Here is a 19,940-nt window from a genome sequence, read left to right as displayed (position 1 = left end):
CGAACACGAACATCGTCTTCTCGGGCCGCAACAACGTGTTGCGCGTCGACCCGGGAGCTCGTCTGGGCAGACTGAGCGTGCAGTTCGACTGCGACAACGGTGTCATGGAGATCGGCGGGAGTGCAGGCGTACCCCCTTTCTCTGCGACGGTTCGCGTCGGTCAGGACGCGCGGGTCATCATCGGACGGAATGTCTCCACGACCGGCACAGCCGGCATCTCCGCAACGGAAGGCACCACCGTGCGGCTCGGCGAGGACTGCATGCTCGCCATCGGGGTGCAGATGCGCGCCGACGACGGTCATCCGATCTTCGACGTGAACACCGGCGAACGCGTCAACATCTCACGCGATATCATCGTCGGCGCGCATGTCTGGATCGGCTACAACGCCTCCATTCTTGGCGGTGTATCGATCGGCTCCGGATCGGTGATCGGGCTGGGATCCGTGGTCACCAAGGATGTGCCCAACAATGCGGTTGCTGCAGGCAACCCCGCCCGGGTGGTGCGAACAGACGTCGCCTGGGAGCGCCCACATCTCTCACTGACGAAGCCGTACTACAAGCCCGACGCGTCCACCGTGACCAAGTCGCGCTGGTGGGCTCGCACCGGTGAGGAGGTCACGGAGCCGGCCGAGTCGGCGGTAGCGTCGGCCAACAGCTCACGGTGGTGGCGCCGGAGGTGACCGTCTCGCCGCGTGACGTTCCTGAGCACCGGATCTTCGGGGTCGCGGGCAGCCCGGAGGCTCAATTTCGCCCGGGTTCGGCGACGAAGACCTCGCCCTGGCCCCGCAGCATGATCGCGCCTTCATCGGGCGAGGCGAACGCCGCGCCGCCGACAGGGACGTCGAGTGCGTCCCCTGAATCGGACGCGACCGTGACCGTGCCTGCCGTGACGAGGGCGATGGTCGGGCCCGTCACCTCGATGCGCCGCTCTCCGTCGACGCGCACGCGCTGCAGTGCGAAGTCGGGCACCGGTACGTCGTATTGAACGACCTCCGCGTCGTCGGAGGGCCGCTGCACGGGCACGTCCCCGGGCGAGGGGTCGACCACGGCGAGCAGCTCGTCCACGTCGATGTGCTTGGGCGTGAGGCCACCCCGCAGCACGTTGTCGCTGGCCGCCATGATCTCGACGCCCAGTCCCGACACGTACGCGTGCAGCAGTCCCGCGCGCAGGAAGATCGCCTCGCCGCGGCGCAGCACGAGGAAGTTCATCAGGAGCGCGACCACGACGCCCGGGTCGCCGGGATTGCGCTCGGCGATGGCGCGGACGCCGCGCAGCGTCTCGGCGAACTCCTCCGACTCGGCGACGCGCAGGCCTGCGATGATCTGGTCGACCTCGGTCTGCGCCTCGCCGGAGAGCAGCCAGCCGATCGTTTCGCGCAGCGCGTCGGCCGGTTCGCCGGCCTGCAGTCGGGAGCGCAGGGCGTTCACGCCCGCCGACTCGGGGAAGGACTCGAGCAGGCGCAGCGTGTCTGCAAGCGGCCGCAGGCCGCCGAGCGCCTCGAAGCGCTCACTGAGCGGCACGATCAGTTCTGGTTTGTGATTGTCGTCACGATAATTGCGCGACGGGTCAGATGCGGCGAGTCCGCGCTCGCGCGCGAAGCCCTCGCGCGCCTGTTCGCGGGTGGGGTGCACCTGGATGGAGAGCGGGTCGGCGGCGGCGAGCAGTTTGAGCAGGTAGGGCAGCGAACCGCCCGTCACCTCGTCCAGCGTGCGGCCGTCGGCGAGATCGGCAGGATCACCGGGGTGATCGCCGAACCACACCTCGGCCTCGGGCACTGAAGACGGCTCGCGCCCCTCCAGTCCGGCCAGCAACGTCGTCGATCCCCACGCGTAGTCGCGCGCGCGGTTGGAGAGGGAGAGCAGCATGCCCTCCAGCGTAGAGCGTGTTCCCCGCGTCTCACGGTGATCGACGGGTGCAGCGCGGTAGCCTGAACGCGATGGCCGTGTACAGCAAGCATCCGGTGACGGAACCGCCCGCCGCGCCTGCCCGCGAGACGACGGGACACCTGATGGTGCGCGCCTACAGCGTGCTGACGATGTTCACCGTGCTGGCGCATACGGCCGTGTACAACCTGCTCGGCCAGGCGGGCGCCGCGATCGTGATGGTGGTGCTCACCCTCGGCGTTCTCGGCATCTGGATTCCGGCTGTCGCTCGGCACCGCCCGACCCGGTTCCCGTGGCGACGTCTACCGTGGGCCGCCCTCGGGTACGTCGCGCTCGCGCTACTGTCGACACTGTGGTCGCGGTGGCCAGGGGCGACGCTGTTGACCTGGACGCTGATGGCGGTCGTCACCGTGAACGCGCTCTTCGTCGCCACGATGCTCACCTGGCAGGAGATCGTCCGTGCGCTGTCCTCAGCACTGAAGTTCATCCTGGGCCTTTCCCTGCTGATCGAGCTCTGGGTGGTCGTGGTGCTGCGCCATCCGGTGCTGCCCAACTTCGTGTCCGTTCCGGAGGGCAAGATCGATCCGCACTTGTACTGGGTGCGGGGAAACCTGTTCGACGACGGGCGCATCCAGGGCATCGTCGGCAACGCACACACCATGGCGATGATGTGCCTGTTCGCGCTGATCGTGTTCGGCGTGCTGTACGCCGCTGGAGCGCGTCGGCGCAGTGCACTCGTGCTGTGGGCGTTGCTCGCATTCGCCCTGCTCGTCAAGGCGGCGTCCGCGACCGTGTATCTCAGCATCGCCGTGGTGCTGGCCGTGCTCCTCGTCGCACTGCTCGCACGCGCGGCTCGAAGCCCCGCGCAGCGGCGCACCGTCTACCTGGTCGCCGGCGCTGTCGGCCTCATCGGCGTCGTGAGCGCCCTCTTGCTGCGCGACCGGCTGCTCGACGTTCTCGGCAAGGGCTCCGACCTCACCGGCCGGATCGAGATCTGGGCGGCCGTGTGGCAGCGCGCCATCGAACGGCCGATGCTCGGCAACGGCTTCTCCTCACCGTGGGTGCCGTGGGATCCGGCGTTCGACGGGTGGATCCTCAACCACGGGCTCACCGTCTTCCACGCGCACAACATGTGGCTCGACGTGTTCCTGCAGCTCGGCGCGATCGGCGTGCTGCTGATGGTCGTCGCATGGCTGGCCCTCGTGTGGCGCGCCTGGTTCTTCGCCGTGGATCGCCCGCGCTGGGATCTGGACGCGCAGCGCCCCTACTCCCCCATCGCCCTGTTGCCGATCCTTCTGGTCTCCGTGCTGCTCTTCGAGGGGCTGGCGGAGTCGGCCCCGATCGTCCTGTGGGGCTGGATGCTGCTGGTGCTGCTGTCGTTCAAGATCAAGGCGGTGCCGCTGATCGGCGTCGGCATTAGCGAGCGCACGCCGGTGATCAGCCACGGCCCGCGCACCCGGCGGGTGCCGTGACACCGCAGCGGATGCTGACGGCGCTGCTCGACTCGGCCGAGTTCGCCCGCGCCTACACGCTCACGTCGCTGACGGCGGTGTTCGGGTCGTTCCTGATCGAGCGGCTGACGTCGACCCTCACGCTCGCGACGATCGTGACCTTCCTCGCCGTGGTCGGCGCCGTCACCCTGCTGGCCCGCCGCGCGGAGCTGTCGCTGCTGCGCTTCGCACCGAGTTCGCTGCTGGCGTTCCTGCTGCTCGCTCTCATCAGTGCGCTGTGGAGCACCGATCGCTCCACGACCTTCGCCAGTTGGATCACGCTGCTCGGCTACACGATCATCGCGATCACGATCGGGCACGTTCGCGACACGCTGCAGACCGTGCGCGCGATCGGTGACACCCTGCGCTGGCTGCTCGGCGTCTCACTGGCGCTGGAGCTGCTCTCCGGCGTGCTGCTGGACACCCCCGTCCGTCGGCTGGGCATCGAGGGGAACCTCGCACTGGGTGGTCCGATCCAGGGCATCTTCGGCACTCGCAACATGCTCGGCTTCATCGCTGTCGTCGCTCTGATCACCTTCGTGATCGAATGGCGCACGCATTCCGTGTCGCGTGGCGTCGGCGTGGCATCCGTGACGCTGGGCGGCTTTCTCGCGCTACTGTCGGCGTCGCCCACCGTCGTGGTGCTCGCCGCGGGCGTCGGCGTCGCGACGACGGCATTGACGATCGTTCGCCACACCCCCGCGGAGCGACGTGCCATCGTCCAGTGGATCCTGGGCGCGGTGGTCATCGCCGCGCTCGCGGTGGCGTTCGCGCTGCGTCACCAGATCATCCGCATCCTCGACGCCGGCTCGGACTTCTCGATGCGCGCTGACCTGTGGAACCTGCTGCTGGACTTCAGCGCCGAACGGCCGCTCACCGGGTGGGGCTGGTTCGGCCCGTGGCCGCGCGGTGAATACCCCTTCACCTACATGAACTTCCTGCTCGAGCAGAGCCACCGATCGTCACTGAACGCCTACTTCGACGCGCTGCTGCAGCTCGGCTGGGTCGGTCTCGCCCTGTTCGTCGTGCTGGGCGGGGTCGCCGTCGTGCGCTCGTGGCTTGTGGCGAGCGCGCGCCGTTCGGTCGTCTACGCCTGGACGCCGCTCGTGCTGGTGACGCTCGCCGTGGAATCGATGTTCGAGAGTTTCACCCTCACCGAGTCGGGCTGGGTGCTGCTCGTGCTGTGCACGCTGCGCGCGGGGCAGAGCAGGTCGTGGCGCGAGCTCATCGACGCGGCGCACACGGGTGCCATCCCGACGCTGAAGCCGGAGAAGTAACGTCACGACGCGTGGTCTCCGGAGTTCTTCAAGCGGCGCCAGGTAGGCTGTGACCTCGTGACCCACGTGCTGCAGAACGTCGTCTTCCCGCTCGACCGAGACCCCGATCTGCTTCCGCTGTATGCGGACCCCGAGACATGGTCGGTCATCGATGAGGAGCCCGTGCGCGTGTCCAATCGCGCTCAGCTGGGCAACATCCTCGGACGCACCCGCGCGCGCATCTCGGCTGGACGCCGAGTCTCGCTCGGCACGTACTTCAACGCCTTCCCGGCGTCGTACTGGCAGCACTGGACGGGTGTGCGAGAGGTGCGGCTCACCGTGCGCACCACCGGCCCCGCGACGATCCTGGTGTACCGCTCGAACGGCAGCGGCGTCCGCCAGCGCATCGACACCCAGGAGGTCGCCGGAGATGCGACCACGACCTTCGACCTGTCGCTCACCGAGTACAGCGACGGCGGATGGATCTGGTTCGACGTGGTCGCCGATGAGAAGCACGCCACTCTCGAGGGCGGCGAATGGACCACCGAGCAGGAGCCGGCCCGCTCAGGGAAGGCATCGCTCGGCATCACGACCTACAACAAGCCGGACTACTGCATCGAGACTCTGAACGCGCTCGCCGACGCGCCGGATGCGCTCGAACTGGTCGACCGCATCTTCCTGGTCGACCAGGGCACGCGCCTCGTCGAAGAGCAGGCAGGCTTCGACGATGTCGCCGAGAGGCTCGGTGAGACGCTGCAGATCATCCGTCAGAGCAATCTGGGCGGGTCGGGCGGGTTCGCCCGCTCGATGCATGAGACGCTGAAGCGCCCGGAGAGCGACTTCGTGCAGCTGCTCGATGACGACGTGCGTCTGGAGCCCGAATCGCTGCGCCGGTCCATCGTCTTCGGGCGGTATGCGACCACTCCCGTCCTGGTCGGCGGCCACATGTTCGACCTGCTGGACCGTCCCAAGCTGCACGGTTGGGCCGAGGTCGTCGACGAACACCCGTTCATGTGGCGCAACCTGTACCAGGAGAGGATGCCGCACGACTTCGGCGTCGCGAACCTGCGCCAGTCGCCTCTGCTGCACATGCGGATGGACGCCGACTACAACGGCTGGTGGATGTGCCTCATCCCGCTCGATGCGATCCGCGAGGTCGGCCTGTCGCTGCCCGCGTTCATCAAGTGGGACGACGCAGAGTTCTGCCTGCGTGCGCGGGAGGCTGGGTTCGCCACGGTCTCGCTTCCCGGAGTGGCGCTCTGGCACGTCTCCTGGGTGAACAAGGACGACACCATCGACTGGCAGGCGTACTTCCACGCGCGAAACCGCATCGTCGCGGCGCTGTTGCACTCGAACGCCCCGCAGGGCGGACGGCTGCTCACGCACAGCCTGCGAGTGGACCTCAAGCACCTCATGATGATGCAGTACTACCCCGTCGCTCTGCGGGCGCGTGCGCTGCGTGACGTGTTGTCGGGGCCGCAGCATATGCGGCGCACGCTAGCGACCGCGATGCCGGCTGCGCGTGCCATGGCCGCGAATTTTCCAGAGACGGTCGTGCACCGCGATCCCAGCCGTGTGCTGCACGCCCGGCGCGGCAGGCAGGTCTTTCCGCCGCTCAAGGCCCGCGAGGTCGACAGCCCCACCGGAATGCGCCTGAAGCTGTTCACGTTCCGGGCTCTGCTCTCGCACTGGCTGCACACCCCCGATCCGGCGAATGTCGCCCGCCCCGAGGTCGAGTTCGGCAAGGGCGACGCGCTGTGGTGGCGGGTGCCCCGCTTCGACAGCGCGCTCGTCAGCACTGCCGACGGCTCGGGTAAGAACGTGTACACCCGCGACAGGGCTCAGTACCGCCGGATGTTGCGCGAGTCGCTGGCGCTGCACCGGAGGCTGCGACGCAGCTGGCCGCGCTTACAGAAGGAGTATCGCAACGCGTTGCCCGAGCTGGTCTCCGACTCGTCGTGGCAGCAGACCTTCGAGGAGCAGGCATGACCCCGTCATTCGATCCGGCCTCGGCGACGATCGTCATCGTGACCTTCAACCGGTCCCACTTGCTCTCGGGCCTGCTCACCAGCATCCGCGGCATGAACCCCAAGCCCGGCCGCGTCGTCATCATCGACAACGCCTCGTCGGACGACACCACCGACGTCGTGGACTCGTTCCGCGACAGCATCGGCACCGAGATCGTGTACCGACGCCTTGAGACGAACACCGGCGGCTCCGGAGGTTTCAGCGAGGGCATGCGCACCGCCTACGAGCTGGGCTCGGAGTGGATTTGGATGATGGACGACGACGTCGAGGTGATCCCCGACGGCCTGGCCAAGATGGGCAAGTGGTCCTCGCGGTTCCGGAGCATCCAGGGCCGGCGCTACGACTACGACGGCAGCGAGTTCTACTGGCAGTACCGCATCGCTGAGCGGATGGGCATCCCCATCCCGTTCGCGCCGTCGAAGTTCGACGCCTCGGGGTTCAAGGAGATGAACAGCGGATGCTTCGAGGGCATGTTCATCCACCGCTCGATCGTGCAGCAGATCGGGCTGCCCGACCCTCGCTTCTTCATCTATTGGGATGACCAGATGTACGGCTGGCTCGCGTCGCGTCGCACGACCGCGGTGATCGTCGACGAGTTCGTGCTGCGTCGCACCCGTGAGATCAAGCAGTGGGACATGGGCATCCGTCACATGAACGCGTCGAGCAACGCGTACCGGTACTACATCATGCGCAACCGCGCCTTCATCAAGCACTATTACCGCGTGAACGGCGTCTACAACCCACTGCTGTTCGGGCTGGGAACGACGGCGACCTTCTTGAAGGAACTCATCCGGTTGGTGTTCGTGGAGCGCACGGTGCGGGGAACCAGCAACCTGTTCCGAGGTCTTCGAGACGGCGGCAAAGCCGGCCGCGACCGCAGCTGGCAGCCCATGCCGGCTCTGGAGGCATGACGTGACCGGTGCACCGCACGAGCCGGAGTACGTCTGGGATTACGGGCGTCAGCGTCGACGGCCCGGGCGAGTGTGGCTGATCGTGGCGCTCTCGGTGCTCGCGATCGCGATCGCGGCGGTTCTGTTCTGGGTGTTCTTCCGCCCCGGAGCACCCGCAGCGGAGCGGACTCCCGCGCCGAGTGCGTCGCCTGCCGGCACGGCGTCGCCGAGTGCGACTCCTTCGCCATCTGTCACGCCCACGCCCACGCCGACACCCACACCCACTGCGTCCGCCGCGCCGACCGGCAAGCCCACGCCGCCGCGCCCGGCCGACCCCGACCTGACCTCGTTCCGCGACGAGGTCGGCCCCGTGCTCGATGCTGCAGCGACCGGCCTCCGTTACGCGCGCGAAGAGGGCGGCATGGCCGCGATGCAGGACGTCATGCTGGTGCAGCAGGATGCGGAGCGGCTGACGGAGTCCGTCGCGCCGAGCGCGATCTCGGGGCGCTGGTCGGATGCCTTGGCGACGTATGGACGAGCGCTGGAGACCCTGCGTGCCGCCTACGAGCGCGGAGAGGAAGCCCACACCGAAGACCGCGCGGCGACCGCAGCTCTGAGCGAGCTGAACGACATCGCGGGACGCTGACCGACGGGGCTGTCAGCGCGCGCTGTGATCGGCGTTGTACCGATCGAGCACCTCGCTGATCGCGGCATCCAGCACGAGCGCGCCCTTGTCGAGGTACAGGCCACGGGTGCAGAACCGTCGCAGATCCCGCTCGTTGTGACTGACGAAGAAGAGCGTCCGCCCCTCGGCGAGCAGCTCGTCGATGCGCTGGTAGCACTTCTCGCGGAACGCCTTGTCTCCGACCGCGAGCACCTCGTCGACCAGCAGGATCGGCTCTTCGAGTTGCGAGACGACCGCGAACGCGAGCCGCACCTTCATGCCGTTGGAGAGGTGCTTGTAGGGCGTCTCCTCGAAGCCAGCGAGCTCGGCGAACGCGATGATGTCGTCGTACCGGCGCGTCACCTCCGCGCGCGACATGCCATGCAGCCCGGCAGTCAGGCGCACGTTCTCGCGCACCGTGAGATCGCCGACGAACCCACCGGTGATCTCGATGAGCGGCGCCACACCTCCGCGCACCTCGACGCCGCCCTCGTCCGGAAGCAGCACACCGGCGACCAAGCGAAGAAGCGTCGACTTCCCCTGTCCGTTCCGGCCGACGACGCCGATGGACTCGCCCGGCTGCACGGAGAACGTGACGTCGCGCAGTGCCCAGAACTCGCCAGGCCGCGTCCGGCGTCGCGCGCCCGCGAACATGTCCTTGAAGCTGCGCCTGCCGCGCCTGTTGCGCCGGAAGCGCACGCCCAGACGCCGAACTTCGATCGCTGCCGTCATCACAGCTCCTTCAGCACGGGGCGCTCCAACGCACGGAACACCCACAGACCGATGATGAGGATCCCGACGCTGACGACCGCACTGGTGACGACCGGGAGCATCTCGACCAGCTCAGGGAAGAACGCCGCCCGGTAGAGCATGAAGATGCCGGTGAGCGGGTTGAAGGAGACGATCGTGTGGAACGGCTCCGGCAGGTTCTGTACGGAATAGATCACCGGCGTGGCGTAGAACAGCGCCCGCAGGATCAGCGCGGTGGTGCGCTCGAGGTCCGTGAACAGCACGCAGAGCGGCGCGACCAGCATGCCGAGTCCGACCAGCAGCGTCATCTGCAGGACGACAGCCACCGGCATCCAGAGCGCGCCCCATCCGATCTGGGCGGTCTTGGCCGGATCAGCCTCCACCAGCATGTTGATGATCACGAAGAGCGCCAGAACCGGCAGCGAGCACAGGAATTCGATGCCCTTGCTCAGCACGATCCGGTTGATCCAGATCGACCTCGGGATCGCGGTGGAGCGCACCAGCTTGGCGTCCTTGCGGAAGGCCCGAGTGAAGTCGGAGGTGGCGGTGTTGAACCACACCCACGGCAGCAGGCCCGCGATGAGGAACACGATGTACGGTTCGGCTCCGACGTCCTTCTTGAAGAAGAAGGTGAACACCAGCAGGTAGATGAGGCTCATCACCAGCGGATCGAGAACCGACCACAGATAACCGAGGAAGCTGGTCGCGTAGCGGACTCTCAGATCACGCGCCGAGAGCAGCCAGAGAGAATGCAGATAGCGCCGTGGGGTGCCCGGCATCCCCACCGTGGTCGTGCTCATCGGCGCCTCAGTCGCCCTGGCCCGAGAGTTCGTTGCGCCACATCGACAGTGCCGAGCCGATGGCCATGTGCATGTCCAGATATTGGTACGTGCCGAGGCGCCCGCCGAAGTGCACGTCGTGCTCGCCCCTGGCGAGGTCGCGGTACGCCAGCAGTCCTTCCCGATCGGCGGGGGTGTTCACCGGGTAGTACGGCTCGTCGTCGCGGTCGGCGAAGCGCGAGAACTCGCGCATGACGACGGTCTTATCGGAGTTGTAGACGTCCTTGCGTTCCGGGTGGAAGTGCTTGAACTCGTGGATGCGCGTGTAGGGCACATCGAGATCGGGGTAGTTCATGACACTGGTGCCCTGGAAGTCGCCGACATTCAGCACCTCCTGCTCGAAGTCGAGGGTGCGCCAGCTCAGCGCGCCCTCGGCGTAGTCGAAGTACCGGTCGACCGGCCCGGTGTACACGACAGGGATCTGCCCAACCGTCGCGGCCTTGTTCAGCGGCTGTGACGCGTCGAAGTAATCGACGCCGAGCTTGACCTCGATGTTCGGGTGATCGGCCATGCGCTCGAGCCACGCGGTGTAGCCGTCGGTGGGCAGTCCCTCCCACGTGTCGCTGAAGTACCGGTTGTCGTAGGTGTAGCGCACCGGCAGTCGGCTGATGATGTCGCCCGAGAGCTTCTGCGGATCGGTCTGCCACTGCTTCGCCGTGTAGTCGCGGAAGAACGCCTCGAACAGCGGGCGCCCCACGAGGGCGATCCCTTTCTCCTCGAAGTTCTGCGCCGTCTTGGCGTCGAACTCCCCCGCCTGCTCCTTCACCAGCGCGCGAGCCTGGTCGGGCGTGTACGCGGCTTGGAAGAACTGGTTGATCGTGCCGAGGTTCACCGGCATGGGGTACACGACGCCCTGGTGGGTGGTGTACACGCGGTGGACGTAGTCGGTGAAGGTCGTGAACCGGTTGACGTACTCCCACACAGTCGGGTTCGACGTGTGGAACAGGTGCGCACCGTAGCGGTGCACCTCGATGCCGGTCTCGGGCTCCGCCTCGCTGTACGCGTTGCCGCCGATATGCGCCCGACGGTCGATGACGGTCACCTTGCGACCCGCGACTGCGGCGCGCTCGGCGATGGTGAGGCCGAAGAAACCCGACCCGACGACGAGAAGATCCATGGCTCAATCGTATCGGCGGGACGCTGCAAGACACGCGGCACGCTCCCACCGACGGGCTACTGGCTACGCGCGTAACCTCCGCTACTGTGAGCGAAGCGGCACCCTGGCCGCCTACCCTGACACGAAGGTGAGACTTCGCGATGCTTCGACGTGCCCTCGCTGCGTCTGCCACCACGGCGGTCGTGCTCTCATTGCTGATAGCCACCCCTGCTGTCTCTGCAGCGACGACGACCGCGGCAGATCTTGTCGGCCTGTTGCGGACCGCCCCGGCGGACACGACACACGAATACGATCGCGCGGCCTTCGATCATTGGGTCGATGCGGATGCTGACGGATGCAACACGCGATACGAGGTCCTGATCGCGGAGAGCACGACCCCGGTGATCGTCGGTGCGGGATGCTCGCTGGCCGGCGGGACCTGGGTTTCGCCATACGACGGATACGCGACGACTGACCCATCGGAGATTCAGATCGACCATGTCGTCGCTCTTGCCGAGGCTTGGCGCTCGGGCGCGTGGGCATGGACAGACGATCAGCGTCGAGCCTTCGCCAACGATGTCGACGTGGCTTACGCACTCACGGCGGCTTCTGGGACGTCCAATCAGGCCAAGTCCGATAAGGACCCAGGCCGGTGGCTACCGACGAACGCCGCGTACACATGCGAGTACGTCATCTCGTGGGCGCTTGTGAAGCACCGCTGGTCGCTCACCGTCGACCAAGAGGAGTTCGCCGCGCTGCAGAGCGCGCTCTCCGGCGAGTGCGGGAAGACCCCGGTGGAGCTGCCAGAGGTGCAGGTCCCATCTGCTGGGCCCGTCGTTCCCAGTGAACCCATGCCCGCGCCCGGTGGGCAGGTCACCCCCTTCCCCGCCGGCTCGACGCGGCTCGCTGGCGTCAGCCGATATGAAACGGCCATCGCCGTCTCACGCAGGTACTCCCCGGGTGTTCCTGCGCTGTTCGTTGCCACTGGTGCAGACTTCCCTGACGCGCTGTCCGCGGCGGCGGCCGCAGCCCGCCTCGGTGGCCCCCTGCTGTTGACGCCGCCGACGTCACTCGCGCCGGCGGTTCGCGACGAGATCCGACGGCTGCGTCCCGCGAAGATCTACATCGCCGGCGCTCACGGCGCCGTCGACGGTCGAGTTGAGACAACGCTCCGCTCGATCGCGCCTGTGCGACGCCTCGGCGGGCCCTCCCGCTATGACACGGGCGCCGCGATCGTGAAGGCTATCTTCCCCTCGGCACGGCACGCGTTCATCGCAACGGGTCGCACATTCCCCGATGCACTCGCCGCATCCGGAGCAGCGGGGGCCACAGCGGCACCCGTGGTTCTCGTGGACGGTGCTCAGAAGTCGTTACCGTTGAGCACAGAAGCCCTGCTTTCCAACCTCGGGGTCCGCTCGGTCACCATCGTGGGCGGCACCGGCGCTGTCTCCACTCGCATCGAGACTCAGCTGAAACGCAAGTACGCGACGTCGAGGATCGGCGGCGCGTCGCGCTACGAGACCGCCGCGAACATCAATAACAGATACTTCGCGCCAGGTGCAGCACCGGCCGCGTTCGTGGCCACGGGATTGAACTTCCCCGACGCACTCGCCGGCGCCGCCCTCGCCGGACGCCTGAAGAGTCCGGTGTACGTCACCACGACCGCTTGCGTCCCTGACGCCGCCCACGTCTCGCTGCTGACCCGGAAGGCTCCCGCCACGGTCGCTCTCGGCAGCGCGAACGTGGTAAGCGCAGGAGCGGCAAAGAATCTCGGCTGCCTAACGCCGGCTGTTCCCCGAATCTCCGGTTCTGCATCTGTGGCATCGACTCTGAAAGCCGTTCCCGGCGCATGGACCTCGGGAACGTCGTACCGATACCAGTGGCTCGCGAACGGCTCCCCGATCCGCGGCGCAACCTCGGCGACTCTCCGACTCACCGCCAGTCAAGCGGGCAAACGGATCTCAGTGCGCGTCACCGGTTCGAAGGCCGGTTACACCCAGGCACACGCAACGTCCGGCAAGACCGCACCCGTCGGCTACCCGTCTCGCATCACTCCAGTCGACAGCTGGTCGTGCCCGTCGTGGGCTCCGATCAAGGGCAACGCAAGTTCCATGATCTACCATGTGCCCGGAGGCGCGTTCTACACGCGGACTAACCCCGAGGAGTGCTTCAGAACCGAAGCCGCTGCCAAAGCGGCCGGCTATCGGAGATCACAGCGTTAGACGCTGGAGACGCTGGCCGGACCTCAGGCGGCACCGACGACGATGCGCGGAGTCCCGGCCCAGAGCGCGGGGTCGGACGCATTGCGCCCGTCAACGAGCAGCTTCACGCCCGGGACGTCGGCGGGCATCAGCGCCTGGTAGTCGGCGTGGTCGGTCTGGAGAATGGCGAGATCTGCTGGGTCACCGATCGTGTGGGGCTCGAAGCCGAGGCCGCGCAGTTCGTCATCGGTGTACAGCGGGTCGTGGACGACGACGTCGGCACCACGCGCCTTCAGCGCGGCCACGGTCGGGAAGACGCCGGAGAACGCCGTCTCCTTCACTCCCCCGCGATAGGCGGCACCGAGCACGACCGCCCGCTGACCCGTCAGGTCGCCGAGGATGCCTTCGGCCTGCGCCACGAGACGCTCGGGCATCGACGCGTTCAGCTGTCGCGCCACACGCACGATGTCGGCATCGGGGTCGGTAGACAGATACAGACGCGGGTAAACGGGAATGCAGTGCCCACCTACGGCGATACCAGGACGGTGAATGTGGCTGTACGGCTGCGAGTTGCAGGCGTCGATCACCTTGTACACGTCAATGCCATGCGATGCGGCGAAAAGCCCGAACTGGTTCGCCAGCCCGATGTTCACGTCGCGATAGGTCGTCTCGGCCAGCTTCGCCATCTCGGAGGCCTCTGTCGAACCGAGATCCCAGACGCCGTTCGGCTGCGCCAGATCCGGACGCTCGTCGAACTGCAGCACCGCCTCGTAGAACTCTCGTGCTCGACGCGTGCCCTCGTCGGACAGCGCACCGATCAGCTTCGGATACTTACGCAGATCCTCGAACACGCGCCCGGTGAGCACTCGCTCGGGCGAGTAGGCGACGTGGAAGTCCACGCCCTCGGTCAGCCCGGATCCCGCCTCCAGCATCGGCTTCCAGCGGGTGCGGGTCGTGCCGACCGGGAGCGTCGTCTCGTAGGAGATCAGGGTGCCAGGCGTGAGGTGCTCAGCCAACGACTTCGTCGCAGCATCCATGTACTTGAAGTCCGGCTCCCACGTCTCGTCGTTCACGAAGACGGGGGCCACCAGCACAACGGCGTCGGCACCGGGGATCGCCTCGGCGTATTCCGTCGTCGCGCGCAGTCGTCCGGCTGGGATCAGCTCTTCGAGCCGCTCCTGCAGGTGAGCCTCACCGGGGAACGGCTCCTTCGCCGCGTTGATGGACTCGACTGCCTTCTGATTGACATCGACGCCGATCACATCGTGACCGGACGAGGCGAACTGGACGGCGAGGGGAAGCCCGATCTTTCCGAGGGCCACGACGGCGATGCGCATGACATCAAGTCTATTAGGGCGCGGCGCGAGGTGCCGCCGCGCCTTACGATCGAGCTGACTCAGCCCGCGGACTCGCCGAGCGACGCCGGAGCCAGGTCGAGCATCTCCGCCAGCTGAGGCCTGAGTGCGGGCGCGAGATAACGGACGAACGTGCTCGTGAGGTGGTTCACGTCGCGGTACACCTGCAGGTCGAAGATGACCGGACAGAGCTTCGCATCGCAGATGTATTTCGTGAGGTCCGCGTACGCGGAGTCCGTCTGCTCCGCGACGGCCCGCTCGGCTGTGGCGATCTCCTCGTCGAGCGCAGAGTCGCGACCGATGTCGCATGCCGTGACGTCGGCGACGTCAGCCGAGAGGCAAGTCGGCGGCTGTGCCGGGGCCTGCGGCGTGTCCGCGATGATCAGCACGCGGATGCCGGCGGCCCGGAGCCGTTCGACGGTGGCGCTGAGCCCGCGCTTCCAGATGCCCTGGCGACGCTCGCCCCGGGGCTCCCCCGAAAGTGCGTAGTGGGAGAAGTTGGAGATCACCACGACATCGGGAGGATCGGCCACGATATGCGCCAATACGTTCTCGCGCCACCTATCGCAGGCGGAGTACGGAACTCCCTTCACCAGCACGGTCACCTCGGCCGCCGGGCACGATGACTTCGTGTAGGTCCGGATCGCGGAGATGTCTCCGGCGAGTTCGTCGATCGCCGGGAACCACTGCGCGGAGTGTGAGTCGCCGAAGATCGCGATCCGCTTCGCCCCTGTCGCATCACCGTAGACGCAGTCCAGCACCTGCTCGGACTTGACGTCGAGCCGGCAGCCGTCGGCGTAGAGCCGCGGCAGGTCGTCAGCGACCTCATCGAGCGCCGGACGCAGGTTCTGCGGGACGAACTCCGTCGCGACGGGCGGGTCGGCCGGGAAGTCGGGAGCCGATGCCACCGGTATGGAGGTGCCGAGGTCGCGCACCGACGCCCAGTGCACGATCGACGCGGCCGAGACGGTGAGCAGGATGCTGAGCCCGAGTGTCGCGAACATCGTCACGCGCGGCGGGCGGGAGGTCAGCATCCGAGGCGATCGCAGCGGCGTCTCCACGAAGCGGAACAGCAGCCAGGCCAACGGCAGCGCCAGCACGATGCCCAGCATGACCCGGGCGAGCAGCGGCAGCGGTCGTTCCTCTCCGACGTGGGCCTGAGTGATCACGAGCAGCGGCCAGTGCACGAGGTAGAGCGAGTAGGAGATCAGACCGACGAACTGCATGGGCCGGATCGAGAGCAGCGTCGCAGGGCCCGCTTTCGATGGTGTCGCACCGAAGAGGAGGACCAGTGCCGTGCCGACGGTCGGCACCAGCGCGACAACGCCGGGAAAGGCCGTGCCGCTGTCGAATGCCACCGCACCGGCGAGCACCATGGCGACACCGACCCAGCCCCCGATCGCGGCGCCCGCCGCCGATGCGCGCAGCGGGCCGCGCAGCAGCAGCATTGCGATGACAGCGCCGACCAGCAGCTCCCAGGCACGCGTCGGCAGCGAGAAGAAGGCCGTTGGCTGATCGGCGAGCGTGAGCATGGCACCCGCCACGAGGCTTGCCCCGGTGATCGCGGTGGTGCAGAGGATCAGCCACGTCCGCCGGCGCCTCACAAGCAGGAAGAGGAGCAGCAGCACCAACGGCCACAGCAGGTAGAACTGCTCTTCGACGCCCAAGGACCAGTAGTGCTGATACGGCGACGGTGAGTGATCTGCGAGGTAATCGGTCTCTTGGACTGCGAACCAGATGTTCGGCACGTACAGGATCGTCGCCAGCGCATCTCGCAGCACGCGCTCGAGCGCGACTGGCGGGTAGAACACAACTGCGGCCACGGCCGTGAAGGCGGCGACGGTGAGCGATGCGGGGAGGATGCGGCGGATGCGGCGCGCGTAGAAATCCGCGAAGCGAATCCGGCCCTCGCGTTCGAGCGACTGCAGCAGATGCGTCGAGATGAGGAATCCCGAGATCACGAAGAAGACGTCGACACCGATGTAGCCGCCGCTGATACCGGGGACGCCGGCGTGGTACAGCAGCACCAGTCCGACCGCGATAGCGCGCAGCCCCTGTACATCCGTGCGGAACGCCTGCCCTCCGCGCGCGGTCGTGGAGTCCACTCGCTATCGCGTGCCGTCGGTCGCGCGGATCAGCTCGGCGACCACCCGCTCGGCCGCATGCCCATCACCATAGGGCGCCTCATCGGTGTCGGCGGGGCGAGGACGCGACGCCCCGGCCGAGATCTCCTCGGCGGTGCCGGCGAGCACATTCCAGCCGAGCTCGACGGTCTCGACCCACTCGGTCTCCGTGCGCACAGTGGTGCACGGCACACGCAGCAGGAAGGCCTCCTTCTGCAGACCGCCCGAATCAGTGACCACTCCGGCACTCGACAGCGCAGCGGCGATCAGGTCGGGATAGGCCAGCGGCGCGTGAGCGATGAGAGAGCCCTGCGTGAGCGCGACGCCGTGTGCGACGGCTTTGGCCACCACCCGCGGATGGGCGAGCAGGATCACCGGCTTGTCGAGTCCGGCGAGACCGGCCGCCACCTCGCGCAGTCTGTCCGGGTCGTCGGTGTTCTCGGCTCGATGGATGGTCGCGACGTAGTACCCGTCTGCCTCGAGGCCGAGCTCGGCGAGCAGACCCGACGGGCGCCCCGCGACCTCATCGCGCACCTCGAAGAGCACGTCGGTCATGACATCGCCCACGAGCACGGTACGCACTGCCAGCCCCTCGCTCGCGAGGTGGTCGACCGCCACCTCGGTCGGCGCCAGCAGCAGATCCGCTGCGTGGTCCGTCATCACCCTGTTGTGCTCCTCCGGCATCCGGCGGTTGAAGCTGCGCAGCCCCGCCTCGAGATGAGCCACCGGGATGTGCATCTTCACGGCGCTCAGCGCGGCCGCCACGGTGGAGTTCGTGTCACCGTAGACGAGCACCCAGTCAGGGCGGTGCTCGTCGAAGACGGCGTCGAGTGCTGCGAGCATGGCCCCGGTCTGCACGCCGTGCGATCCGCTGCCCACTCCGAGATGGACGTCGGGTGCTCCGATCCCGAGGTCCTCGAAGAAGACGTCTGAAAGCATCGGATCGTAGTGCTGCCCGGTGTGCACGATCACGTGCTCCACCCCCGCCGCCTTCGCGGCCTTGTGGATGGGGGCGAGCTTGACGAACTGCGGGCGGGCGCCCACGACGCTGACGATCTTCACGGGAGTCAAGTGTATGACGCCCCGGCTGGGCGACCCCGCATCCGGGATAGTCTGGCACCCGTGCGCATCCTGGTCGTCACCCCGTGGTTCCCCACTGCGGAATCCGCCGCGAGCGGGGTCTTCGTACAGCGGGAGGTCGAAGCCCTCACCACACGGCACGAGGTGACCGTGCTGCACCTGGACTGGCAACGCGGTACAGCACTGGACCCATCATCGCGCGGCGGCTACCGATATCGGCATGTCCCGCTCTCCCGCGCGAACCCGCTCGCATACCGCGCGGCACGTCGCATCGTGACGGAGATCGCTCAGTCTCATGACGTCACCCACACGCACGCCCTCACCGGGCTCGTCCCCTGGCTTGCCGGTCGTCCGAGCGGCGGACGCCCCTGGGTGCACTCCGAGCACTGGTCCGGCATCACCGCTCCGGAGACCCTCCGCGCGCCTGACCGGCTCGCACTGCGCGTCCTGGGTCGACGACTGCGATCCGCCGATGCTGTCATCGCCGAGAGCTCGAGGCTCGCGAACGGCATCCGTCGCTTCCGCGCGAGCCCGATCGATGTCGTCCCCTGCGTCGTCGACGCGGTCACGCCGGTCGAGCGCCCTCGCGGGCCCGGGCTCCGGCTGGTCGCAGTGGGAAGCCTCATCGCTCGCAAGGGGCCGATGCTCGCCGTCGACGCGCTCGCCGAACTGGTATCACGAGGCGTCCCCGCGGAGCTGACCTGGGTTGGTGCCGGCCCGCTCGCGACGGCCGTCTCGGAACGGGCACGTGAGATGGATGTCGGCGATCGGCTCCGCCTGGCCGGGGCGCTCGACGCCGCCGGTGTGACGCAGGAACTGCAGGCCGCCTCGCTCTTCATCCTGCCCACCCAGGGCGACAACTTCTGCGTCGTCGTCGCAGAAGCGCTCGTCAACGGGCGACCGGTGGTCAGTGGGGCGGCGACCGGGGCCGTCGACTATGCCGCACCGGCGGTGAGCAGGTTCGTCGAGCCTCAGACCGGCGCCGCCTACGCGGATGCCGTCGAAGACCTCGCACGCGCGACAGCGAGCCTCGGCGCGGACGAGATCGCGGCGACCGTGGCCGGACGATTCGACCGCGTGCGGGTGGCGGACGAGCTCTCCCGCATCTACATGCGGGTCGCGGGCTGAACCCCCAACCGGGATAGCCTTTATCGGTGCGCATCCTCGTCGTCACCCCGTGGTATCCGACCGTCGCTCAGCCGACCGCCGGGGTCTTCGTTCAGCGTGACGCGCAGCTGATCGCGACTCATCACGACGTGGAGATCGTGCATCTCGTCGAGCCGCAACTGCTCACCGAACAGGATCGCGTCGTCGATGCGGACTCCGAGGTGCCGGTTCACCGCATCCCGTTCGATCGCAACTCCCCCGGCACCTACAGGCCCGCCTGGCGGCGCCTGCACCCTCTCATCGAACAGGCGGATCTGGTCCACACCCACGCACTGCCCGCCATCGCGGCCTTCACCAGCCGCCGCATCGGTCGCCCCTGGGTGCACTCCGAGCACTGGTCGGCAGTGACCTCTCGCGCATCCTTCAACCTCCGGGGACGCATCTTCGTCATGTTCCTGTCGCGCTTGCTGCGGCGACCGGACGTCGTCACCGTCGTCAGCTCGTTCCTCCTCGAGCACGTCGGTCGACTCCGCCGCGGCACGACGATGATCGTGCCGTCCGCCGTCCCCGCGGCTGTGGTGAGTGCCGCCGAGCACAGCGCCGACAGGCTCCGTCTGGTCGCCGTCGCCAACCTCGTCGACGGAAAGGACCCGCTCCTGGCGATCGACACGATCCGCGAGCTGCGACGCAGGGGCGTGCCGGCCGAACTCCGCTGGGTCGGAGACGGACCGCTTCGCGGCCGCGTGCAGGGAGCCATCGCGGACGACCCGTCGATCCGGTTGGTGGGCACGCTGGACCGCGCCGGTGTGTCGGCTGAGCTGAAACGCGCCGAGATCTTCTTCCTGCCCACACGACGGGAGACGCTCTGCCTGAGCGCCATCGAGGCGATCAGCCATGGACGCCCCGTGGTGATGGGCGCAGTCGGGGGCCAGCGGGACTATGTCGGGCCCGACAACGGCGTGCTGGTCGAAGAAAGCAGCGCCACCGCCTACGCCGATGCGATCATCCGGCTCTCCGAGGATTTCGAACGCATGTCGGCCGAGTCGGTCGCCGCCACTGTGGCCGATCGATTCACTCCTGAGACGGTGCTGCGCGGATACGAAGAGGCATACCGCGCCGCATCTGCCCGGCGCCGAGAGGACGACCGTCGATGACACCGCCGACCCATATCCCTGCG

General features: G+C 67.5%; 16 protein-coding genes. 9 read left to right on the top strand and 7 right to left on the bottom strand.

From position 1 onward, the window contains the following. Window positions 1-77 precede the first annotated feature (77 nt). On the top strand, window positions 78-680 hold the full coding sequence (locus ACFWH5_RS14030) for an acyltransferase (protein WP_378835598.1): 603 nt from the start codon (window positions 78-80) through the stop codon (window positions 678-680). Between the two features lie 61 nt (window positions 681-741). Here ACFWH5_RS14030 and manA read toward each other — a convergent pair whose 3' ends face one another. Further along, on the bottom strand, window positions 742-1,866 hold the full coding sequence (manA, locus tag ACFWH5_RS14025; RefSeq protein WP_378835596.1) for a mannose-6-phosphate isomerase, class I: 1,125 nt from the start codon (window positions 1,864-1,866) through the stop codon (window positions 742-744). A 71-nt stretch (window positions 1,867-1,937) separates the two neighbouring features. On the opposite strand from manA, the gene ACFWH5_RS14020 reads away from it, so the two are divergent. Genes ACFWH5_RS14020 through ACFWH5_RS14000 form a run of 5 tightly spaced genes read left to right on the top strand, consistent with a single transcriptional unit; the run spans window position 1,938 to window position 8,194 of the window. Then, complete coding sequence (locus ACFWH5_RS14020; RefSeq protein WP_378835594.1) at window positions 1,938-3,356, top strand: O-antigen ligase family protein; 1,419 nt, start codon at window positions 1,938-1,940, stop codon at window positions 3,354-3,356. Beyond that, the gene (locus ACFWH5_RS14015; RefSeq protein ID WP_378835591.1) at window positions 3,353-4,651 is read left to right on the top strand and encodes an O-antigen ligase family protein; all 1,299 of its coding nucleotides are present in this window, start codon (window positions 3,353-3,355) and stop codon (window positions 4,649-4,651) included. Before ACFWH5_RS14020 ends, ACFWH5_RS14015 begins: the two co-directional genes overlap by 4 nt. Window positions 4,652-4,708: 57 nt before the next feature. Then, window positions 4,709-6,619: a glycosyltransferase gene (locus ACFWH5_RS14010; protein WP_378835589.1), complete on the top strand. Its 1,911-nt coding sequence runs from the start codon at window positions 4,709-4,711 to the stop codon at window positions 6,617-6,619. Next, window positions 6,616-7,569, top strand: a complete 954-nt coding sequence (locus ACFWH5_RS14005; RefSeq protein ID WP_378835586.1) for a glycosyltransferase — start codon at window positions 6,616-6,618, stop codon at window positions 7,567-7,569. The genes ACFWH5_RS14010 and ACFWH5_RS14005 overlap by 4 nt, the downstream gene beginning before the upstream one ends. 1 nt (window position 7,570) lies before the next feature. Beyond that, entirely contained in the window at window positions 7,571-8,194 is a 624-nt protein-coding gene (locus ACFWH5_RS14000; RefSeq protein ID WP_378835584.1) for a hypothetical protein, read from the top strand. 12 nt (window positions 8,195-8,206) lie between these two features. Here ACFWH5_RS14000 and ACFWH5_RS13995 read toward each other — a convergent pair whose 3' ends face one another. Genes ACFWH5_RS13995 through glf form a run of 3 tightly spaced genes read right to left on the bottom strand, consistent with a single transcriptional unit; the run spans window position 8,207 to window position 10,918 of the window. Continuing rightward, on the bottom strand, window positions 8,207-8,944 hold the full coding sequence (locus tag ACFWH5_RS13995) for an ABC transporter ATP-binding protein (RefSeq protein WP_378835581.1): 738 nt from the start codon (window positions 8,942-8,944) through the stop codon (window positions 8,207-8,209). Then, complete coding sequence (locus tag ACFWH5_RS13990; RefSeq protein ID WP_378835578.1) at window positions 8,944-9,762, bottom strand: ABC transporter permease; 819 nt, start codon at window positions 9,760-9,762, stop codon at window positions 8,944-8,946. The genes ACFWH5_RS13995 and ACFWH5_RS13990 overlap by 1 nt, the downstream gene beginning before the upstream one ends. A 7-nt stretch (window positions 9,763-9,769) precedes the next feature. Further along, window positions 9,770-10,918, bottom strand: coding sequence for a UDP-galactopyranose mutase (gene glf, locus ACFWH5_RS13985; protein ID WP_378835576.1), 1,149 nt, complete (start codon window positions 10,916-10,918; stop codon window positions 9,770-9,772). A gap of 140 nt (window positions 10,919-11,058) precedes the next feature. Between glf and ACFWH5_RS13980 the strand changes: the two genes are divergently transcribed. Then, a complete protein-coding gene (locus tag ACFWH5_RS13980; protein ID WP_378835573.1) occupies window positions 11,059-13,119 on the top strand; it encodes a cell wall-binding repeat-containing protein in 2,061 nt (686 codons plus the stop codon). Between the two features lie 23 nt (window positions 13,120-13,142). On the opposite strand, the gene ACFWH5_RS13975 is transcribed toward ACFWH5_RS13980, so the two are convergent. From ACFWH5_RS13975 to wecB, 3 genes are read right to left on the bottom strand one after another with little or no spacing between them, the layout of a single operon-like run. Then, complete coding sequence (locus ACFWH5_RS13975; protein WP_378835571.1) at window positions 13,143-14,435, bottom strand: nucleotide sugar dehydrogenase; 1,293 nt, start codon at window positions 14,433-14,435, stop codon at window positions 13,143-13,145. A 59-nt stretch (window positions 14,436-14,494) separates the two neighbouring features. Beyond that, a complete protein-coding gene (locus ACFWH5_RS13970; RefSeq protein WP_378835569.1) occupies window positions 14,495-16,558 on the bottom strand; it encodes an acyltransferase family protein in 2,064 nt (687 codons plus the stop codon). A 3-nt stretch (window positions 16,559-16,561) separates the two neighbouring features. Next, window positions 16,562-17,638: a non-hydrolyzing UDP-N-acetylglucosamine 2-epimerase gene (gene wecB / locus ACFWH5_RS13965; RefSeq protein ID WP_378835566.1), complete on the bottom strand. Its 1,077-nt coding sequence runs from the start codon at window positions 17,636-17,638 to the stop codon at window positions 16,562-16,564. A 60-nt stretch (window positions 17,639-17,698) separates the two neighbouring features. Between wecB and ACFWH5_RS13960 the strand changes: the two genes are divergently transcribed. After that, window positions 17,699-18,784 (top strand): glycosyltransferase, encoded by a 1,086-nt coding sequence (locus tag ACFWH5_RS13960; RefSeq protein ID WP_378835564.1) that lies wholly within the window; start codon window positions 17,699-17,701, stop codon window positions 18,782-18,784. A gap of 26 nt (window positions 18,785-18,810) precedes the next feature. Continuing rightward, on the top strand, window positions 18,811-19,917 hold the full coding sequence (locus tag ACFWH5_RS13955; RefSeq protein WP_378835562.1) for a glycosyltransferase: 1,107 nt from the start codon (window positions 18,811-18,813) through the stop codon (window positions 19,915-19,917). Window positions 19,918-19,940 lie beyond the last annotated feature (23 nt).

Origin of the sequence: Microbacterium sp. NPDC058345, assembly GCF_042723855.1 — a bacterium.
Taxonomy (GTDB): domain Bacteria; phylum Actinomycetota; class Actinomycetes; order Actinomycetales; family Microbacteriaceae; genus Microbacterium.
The sequence above is the reverse complement of the archived record's forward strand: the minus strand, read 5'-3'. Positions and strand labels throughout refer to the sequence as shown.